Source organism: Butyricicoccus sp. (genome assembly GCF_050872565.1).
Taxonomy (GTDB): domain Bacteria; phylum Bacillota; class Clostridia; order Oscillospirales; family Butyricicoccaceae; genus Butyricicoccus_A.
The window spans coordinates 1-6,818 of sequence record NZ_JBNMHC010000098.1 but is presented as its reverse complement, the minus strand read 5'-3'; the positions used below and the strand labels follow the sequence as shown (position 1 = coordinate 6,818).

The window sequence follows — 6,818 nt, the reverse complement described above, 5'->3', positions numbered from 1 at the left end:
CATAGCCATTGCAACTATATGTCACCAAACGAATTCGAACGAGTGTATGAAAGGACACACAATGAGGCTGATCTATTGGTGGGTTAAAATGGGGAATTTTTTCTCATTTTAACTTGTACTAAATCTTGACATAGGACCAACTTGTCCGCCGATTGATACCTTAAAAAAGGGGTGAATGTCGCATAGCGACAGAGGGGAGAATCCCCTGACGGGACTAATGGAGCAGCGGTAACCTCAGGAACGGCTCTAACGCTGGCTCTTCCTACCTGAATTGCAGGAACAGGCCTGACAGGGCGAACTGGAACTACTTGTCCGCCAATTGTTTGCGAAACATAAAATCTATCTATTGCTCCATTTTTCGCAGCGCAAGCTGTAGCAAACAGATTTGCTCCACGGCAGCAGCCGAAAATTGCCCACGAAGGGCGGGGTTAGTAATTGTTGAACGCCCTGCATTGGCAAACAATCGAGGTGATTGGCCTTATGAAACGATATTGTAAAAACGTAGATTTAACAAATATTCATTTTTTGACGATTTGCGCAGAGGATTGCCTGAAAACGAAATGGAATCGACACGATACGCTACGATATTTCATGCGCATCACGGGCAGGGACGAAAAGGAAGTCAAATTATTGATTGAGGGAGGTGGTAAAAATGATCTAGTTTTAATTGCTGCACAACACATGAAAAACGAGATTGAGGCACGAAGACTGAGTCTCACGCCGATTTGGTATAAAGAAAAGATTGATGCATCTAGCCGGAAGATTCGGAAAATTGGCATACAAGATGTAAGTCAGCAATTGTACGACTATGTTGCGGTGTATGCAATGCAAGATTTGATGCGTCGGATTGGCGAATATCAGTGTGCAAGCATCCCAGGGCGCGGTCCCGTGTGGGGGATGCGTCACGTGCAGCGATGGTTAAAAGATAAACAGATCAAATATGTTGCGCAATTAGATGTTAAAAAATGTTTTCCAAGCATCCCGCAAGATAAAATTATTGCGATGATAGATAAATATGTTGCGAATGATGATGTAAGGTGGCTCGTGCGCGAATTGATAAAAACATTTGAAACGGGACTTTCGATCGGCAGCTTTTTGAGTCAATATCTGTGCAATTTGTATTTGTCGCAATTGTATCACGAGATCAGCGAGAATATGTACTATATTCGCCGAGGGAAACGCATAAATTACGTAAAACATGTGCTATTTTACATGGATGACATCCTGCTACTTGGATGTAATGCGAAACAGATGCACAAATGTGTAAATGCGGTCATTGCATACTCGCGCGAGAAATTAGGGCTTGAAATCAAATCAACGTGGACGGTAAAGAAAATTGACAATTCGAGCTTTATTGACACGATGGGGTTCAGAGTTTATAGAGACCGCGTGACCATCCGGAGACGTGTCTTTCTACGCGCACGCAGAACGTATAAGCGGGCTATAAAACGCGGAATGCCTGTACAACGTGCGAGACGCTGCATTTCATATGCTGGATGTATTAGGCACACAAATTCAGCACGATTTGCGAAAAAATACAATATACACAAGACGGTGAGAAAGGCAAGGAGGGTGATAAGCGATGCCTGTAAGAGCGAGTTTTGACACAGAACAGAATGCTGTGAAAATTTGCGAAACAGAGGATACAGTGTTCGTGTCTATTTGTCTGAATGGTGAATGGACAGAACGAAAATACGATGCGAACGAAGAGACACAGCGCGTGTGGGAATGCGACTACAATGAAATCATCACGGACAAAGGCAAAATTGATGTAGATGATGTAAAGGCAAATCCAGAGCGATACCTAAGCTGGACAGAAAAAACGATGGCAGAAACAATTGCGGATCTGACAAATGAAAACAAAATGCTGACACAATGTCTGCTGGAAATGTCAGAGACTGTATATGCGTAAAGAAAGGTTGGTAACTATGATGGCTATGTTATGGGCACAGGAAATTATGTCACAGACAACGATGGAGGAAGCAAAAGCAATGTATCAGCGTTGCCCGCGCCTGCTGAAGGAAAAGGTTGCAGACATTTTGACGAAGAGTGGATTTGAAGAAGCAACAAAGTGAACAAAGGAGGAATATCTATGAGAGAGACTATCTGTGCTGCTGCCGGGGTGCTCGGCGGCGCAATTGCATCGATGCTCGGCGGCTGGGATCAAGCGCTTGCGACGCTAGTAATTTTTATGTCGATTGACTATGCGTCGGGATTGGCTGTCGCGGGCGTTTTTCGCAACAGTCACAAAACAACCGAAGGTGGATTGGAGAGTGGCGTAGGATGGAAAGGATTGTGCAAAAAGTGCATGACATTGCTGTTTGTGCTGGTTGCATATCGTCTTGATCTGGTGCTAGGCATAACATATGTCCGTGACGCGGTTATTATCGGATTCGTGGCGAACGAACTGATTAGCATTACAGAAAACGCCGGCTTAATGGGTATTCCGCTTCCGGCGGCAATCGAGAGCGCGATTGAAGTGCTAAATAAGAAAACAAAGGATGGTGAATGAACGTGAATTATAACAAATATCACGAACAAACTCTCACCGCGTACAAAAACGTACGATACGGCGGAAATAGTATCTATAATTCCGCCTGCGGCCCTGCGACATTGGCAAATGCACTGATGGTATTGGGCATCGCGGATATTACCGTAAAAGATGCGTGCGCGTTCGCGGTATCTTGCAAGGCGCGGGTCGAGGGCGGTACGGATATGCATAAGTTGCTTGCTGCCGCGGCGAAGAAATGGAAGATTACATACACGACAACATCAAGCAATGCAAAGCTGGCAGCACACCTAAGGGCTGGCGGCGTGGCAGTCATGAACCAAGGTAGCAAGCATAAAGTATTTTCCAACGGCGGACATTTTGTTCTGGCGGCAGCTATTGACAGCGCAGACTGCGTGACGGTCATTGATAGTTACTGGAACACGAAAAAATACAAAACGTGGCCTGCATATCATGCGAAGTCGAAGGTGTTATCGCGGTGTTTTGTTCGCACGCCGCTGGAGTGGTGCGGCAAGGCGACCATCGACCGCGCACCGAGCTATTATCTCATCAGCAAGAAGGTTGCGCAGAAACCGGCAAACAGCACGACAACAATCAACAAAAAACAGGAGGACGATGATATGACATACTACAAAAAGTTCGAGAACATCCCGACATGGTATCAGACCGCCGTGAAGAAGGCGATGGACGCAGGCGCACTGAAGGGCACGGGTAACGGAGAATTGAATGTATCCGAGGATTTGTGCCGCACACTGACTGTCCTGAACAACATGGGCGTGCTGGACAAGAAGTAATGAGAAAACCCAGAGACAGGCGTTTTTCCTATCTCTGGGTTCTTTTTTTATGCGTGTGCAAGGAAAATAAAATGCCACATGTTTGCCACATCTTTTTCAAAACAACGCCCAATACAGCGAATAAATACGCTTAGAGCCGAAGTACAAAAATAACGGATTTTCAAACAAAATTTCGATTCAAGTTCTCAAAATACGCAAAAACACCCCGAAACCACAAAGATTTCAGGGTGTTTGTTTTGGTGGACACTAACGGTCTCGAACCGCTGACCTTCCGCACGTCAAGCGGATGCTCTACCAACTGAGCTAAGTGTCCGTACTGCTGAGCAGTGTTGTTATTATACCAAGTAGGAACGGACTTGTCAACCATCATTTTCTAGAAACAGTAAAAAAATAAAAATCCCTGTGTCCCACAGGTTAAGGAACACAGGGAAGAGAAAAACGGCAAGATTGAGAAAGTAGAGTAAAAAGTGTGTCTTCGTACATGAGGTGTGGAGAGAAGTGCCGTTTTACTTGATTTTCACCCGCAGCATCCGGTGAGAGACGCTGCGGGAATGTGGAATAGAGTAGAATAGAGAATAGACGAAAATTGATATGGCTTACAGTTTCTGTCGCTCGTAAGCCTGCTCCATAGCAGCAATCAGCGGGAGCTTTTTGCCGCTCATAAAGCGAACCATTGCACCGCCTGCGGTGCAGACATAACCGATCTTGCTCAGGTCGATAAACTTGGTAGCACTGGATACCGTGTCACCGCCGCCGATGACGGAATATGCCTCACTGTCGGCAATGCCGCCCCAGATGCCGCGGGTGCCGATGTCAAAACCTTCATGTTCATAGATGCCGGCAGGGCCATTGGCGAAAATGGTCTTTGCGGATGCCAACAGAGCCTGATAATCAGCAATCGTTTGTGCACCAATGTCGATGAACTGCGCGTCTTGCGGCAGATTGTCAATCGCGCATTCTACACGCACACCATCCTTATTGTAAGCAAGGTCACGCGGCAGTTCAAAACGATCTGGATACTCTGTCAGATACTTCTTAGCAGCTTCTACAAAGGTCAGCATATCACGGTCGCGCAGGAATTTCATCTGCGGCTCACCAAATGTCACGCCATTTGCAATATGCATGATGATACCGGTGACACCGGTGGTCAGAATTTTATCTGCTGTACCGTTCTTGAGCACAGATTCCATCATGCCAAAGGCATCGGAAATCTTTGCGCCGCCGAGCACAAACATACACGGATGCTGTGCGCCGTCCTTGACGGATGCCAGAGCGGCATATTCATCAAAGAATTGGAAGCCAGCAGCTGCCGGTAAGAAGTGTGGGAAACCAACCATAGACGGGGCGTCACGATGCGCAGCAGAAAAGGCGTCGTTGACATACAGATCAAACAGCGGGGAGAGCTTGCGGATATGCCATACATTTCCCATTTCTTCCGGCTTCAGCTTAACAAAGTTAGAGAATGTAGACAGTTCTTCTCCCAGATACCGCAGGTTGCCCAAAATAATTGCCTCACCTGCCGGCAGGTTTTTCACGGCTTCAATTGCTGCTGGACCACAAACATCATCAATATAATGTACCGGATAACCGGTCAAGGCAGACAGCTTTTGTGCGTGTTCTTCGAGCGGAATCAGATTCTGATAGTCCTGCGTGTCACCCTGATGAGCAATCAGAGCGACAGCAGCGCCGTTTTCCAGCATGTATTTCAGCGTAACCGCGTTCTTTTTCAGCCGGTTCTCGTTGACAATCTTTTTCGTAGCCGGATCAATCGGAGAATTGATGTCCGGACGGAACAGAATTTTCTTGCCTGCAATATCAAGCCCGCGCAGGGCGTTCATTTTTATTTCCATTTTGCCATCCCCAGATATTCATTCGTCTTAGCGGTTGCTTCTTCCATGGTATCCTGCATGTGCAGCGCGGCGCGTACACCGTCCAGTGTCTCCGGAATGGTGACAGCTTCCTGCGGGATATAAATCGCGAACATAATCTGATCGCCGTATTCTACGATAGATTCTTCCCACAGACCGATTTCGTACATATCGCCGCGCGGGTTGCCGAGGTCACGGGCATACTTGAACATAGAGGCATTGCCGAGGAAACCGTCTGCAATGCGGACAACACGGATGCGGTCATGGGTCTCAAATGCCTTGAGTGCCTGTTCCTTGGTGATCTTCTGCTTGCCCTGAGCGGTAATGGTGATGATATGACCGTGGGTAACCGGTGTGTGAACCAGAATACCGGTAGCTTCTACATGCGGCATGATGGTCATGAGGTCAACGGCCTGATGAGAAGGAGCCTTGTCAATCTTCAGTGCATTGGTCAGTCCGCGATGGTAGTCGCCCGGGTCAGCAACACGGCGGATAATCGTGATGGCTACGCGCTCAATGCCGCCGCAGTTGCGGTCGAGGCAGTCAACGGCACGAATCAGACCAGTTGTGTTGCAGGAAGTCAGCTTCAAGAACTGCTTATCCAGACCCTTTTCGTAGTTTGCATAACCGTGGAAGAAGACGTCTGCGACATCGTTCTTTTCGCCGCCCTGGAAGATGCACGGCTTGCCCATGCGCTCAAACAGCTTCTTGTTTTCTGCGCCGACACCTGCCGGCGTTGCGTCGAGCAGAATATCACACTTTTCTGACAGATCTTCCATGGTGCCGCATACCGGAATACCAGCTTCTGCATAGGCATCGGCATACTTCGGGTCGGACATATACAGATCGTACGGCATACCCTTTTCCTTCAGGGCACGAACGCCCAGATTCGGGGTGCGGTTTGCCACACCGACCAGTTCCATATCTCCCATGCGTACCACGCCGTCAGCCAGACGCTGACCGATGGTACCGTAACCTACGACGCCAACTTTTACCTTGTTCATCATGTATTCTCCTTTTTATACTAGTTTTTATGCTAATTATCTGTGCTTTGCGTACTCTGGATTGAGTAAGCTGCGTGGCTGTTCACCGCGCATATACGAGGCAATGACACCGGCACAATGATTAAATACCATGCGTACCGCCTGCGTAGAGACTGCCGCAGAATGCGGTGTCAGAACGACGTTCGGCAGCGTCTTCAGCTCGGAATCCGGATCAAACGGCTCTACCTTGAAGGCATCCAGTGCTGCACCGGCGATCTTACCGGAACGCAGGGCGTCTGCCAAATCATGTTCGTTGACCACGTAGCCGCGACTGGTGTTGATGATGTATACACCGTCTTTCATCAAATCAATGACATCTTTGCAGATGAAATCCTTCATGGTCTTGACTGCTGGCAGATGCAGACTGATGATGTCTGCGGTGCGAACAGCGGTTTCTAAATCAACGATTTCTACGCCCAACGCGTTAGCTGCCTGATAGTTTGGATATGGATCGTAAGCAATGACTTTGACCGGGAAGACGCTGAGCAGCTTGGCAAATTCACAGCCGATGTTGCCGAAGCCAAGCAGAGCAACGGTGCCTTCCAGTGTCTGCGACATTTTAGCGGTAACGCCGTCTGCGCGCAGGCTGCGGTCGTAAATGGTG

8 protein-coding genes and 1 tRNA gene are annotated in these 6,818 nt (G+C 48.0%); 5 read left to right on the top strand and 4 right to left on the bottom strand.

What is annotated here, in order from left to right; all coding sequences use genetic code 11:
* Nucleotides 1–480 precede the first annotated feature (480 nt).
* Genes ACR0P9_RS05680 through ACR0P9_RS05660 form a run of 5 tightly spaced genes read left to right on the top strand, consistent with a single transcriptional unit; the run spans nt 481 to nt 3,303 of the window.
* Entirely contained in the window at nt 481–1,605 is a 1,125-nt protein-coding gene (locus ACR0P9_RS05680) for an RNA-directed DNA polymerase (protein WP_432618146.1), read from the top strand.
* On the top strand, nt 1,583–1,912 hold the full coding sequence (locus ACR0P9_RS05675) for a hypothetical protein (protein WP_432618144.1): 330 nt from the start codon (nt 1,583–1,585) through the stop codon (nt 1,910–1,912). The genes ACR0P9_RS05680 and ACR0P9_RS05675 overlap by 23 nt, the downstream gene beginning before the upstream one ends.
* Nucleotides 1,913–1,928: 16 nt before the next feature.
* Nucleotides 1,929–2,075: a hypothetical protein gene (locus ACR0P9_RS05670; RefSeq protein ID WP_432618142.1), complete on the top strand. Its 147-nt coding sequence runs from the start codon at nt 1,929–1,931 to the stop codon at nt 2,073–2,075.
* Between the two features lie 17 nt (nt 2,076–2,092).
* Nucleotides 2,093–2,512 carry a phage holin family protein gene (locus ACR0P9_RS05665; protein WP_432618140.1) on the top strand — a complete coding sequence of 140 codons (420 nt, stop codon included), beginning with the start codon at nt 2,093–2,095 and terminating at the stop codon, nt 2,510–2,512.
* Nucleotides 2,513–2,514: 2 nt separating this feature from the next.
* On the top strand, nt 2,515–3,303 hold the full coding sequence (locus ACR0P9_RS05660) for a hypothetical protein (protein WP_432618138.1): 789 nt from the start codon (nt 2,515–2,517) through the stop codon (nt 3,301–3,303).
* 237 nt (nt 3,304–3,540) lie between these two features.
* Here ACR0P9_RS05660 and ACR0P9_RS05655 read toward each other — a convergent pair.
* The 4 genes from ACR0P9_RS05655 to ACR0P9_RS05640 form a co-directional block, all read right to left on the bottom strand.
* A tRNA-Val gene (locus tag ACR0P9_RS05655) sits at nt 3,541–3,616 on the bottom strand.
* Between the two features lie 283 nt (nt 3,617–3,899).
* Complete coding sequence (locus ACR0P9_RS05650; RefSeq protein ID WP_432618136.1) at nt 3,900–5,153, bottom strand: phosphoglycerate kinase; 1,254 nt, start codon at nt 5,151–5,153, stop codon at nt 3,900–3,902.
* Complete coding sequence (locus tag ACR0P9_RS05645; protein WP_432618134.1) at nt 5,144–6,178, bottom strand: type II glyceraldehyde-3-phosphate dehydrogenase; 1,035 nt, start codon at nt 6,176–6,178, stop codon at nt 5,144–5,146. Before ACR0P9_RS05645 ends, ACR0P9_RS05650 begins: the two co-directional genes overlap by 10 nt.
* Before the next feature lie 33 nt (nt 6,179–6,211).
* On the bottom strand, nt 6,212–6,818 hold a 607-nt coding region (locus tag ACR0P9_RS05640; RefSeq protein WP_432618132.1), incomplete at its 5' end, for an NAD(P)-dependent oxidoreductase.

Excerpts from the sequence above, each read along its gene's own strand:
- ACR0P9_RS05675 (WP_432618144.1), top strand. The coding sequence starts at position 1,583 with ATGCCTGTAAGAGCGAGTTTTGACACAGAACAGAATGCTGTGAAAATT.
- ACR0P9_RS05650 (WP_432618136.1), bottom strand. The coding sequence starts at position 5,153 with ATGGAAATAAAAATGAACGCCCTGCGCGGGCTTGATATTGCAGGCAAG.
- ACR0P9_RS05645 (WP_432618134.1), bottom strand. The coding sequence starts at position 6,178 with ATGATGAACAAGGTAAAAGTTGGCGTCGTAGGTTACGGTACCATCGGT.
- ACR0P9_RS05680 (WP_432618146.1), top strand. The coding sequence starts at position 481 with ATGAAACGATATTGTAAAAACGTAGATTTAACAAATATTCATTTTTTG.
- ACR0P9_RS05670 (WP_432618142.1), top strand. The coding sequence starts at position 1,929 with ATGATGGCTATGTTATGGGCACAGGAAATTATGTCACAGACAACGATG.
- ACR0P9_RS05665 (WP_432618140.1), top strand. The coding sequence starts at position 2,093 with ATGAGAGAGACTATCTGTGCTGCTGCCGGGGTGCTCGGCGGCGCAATT.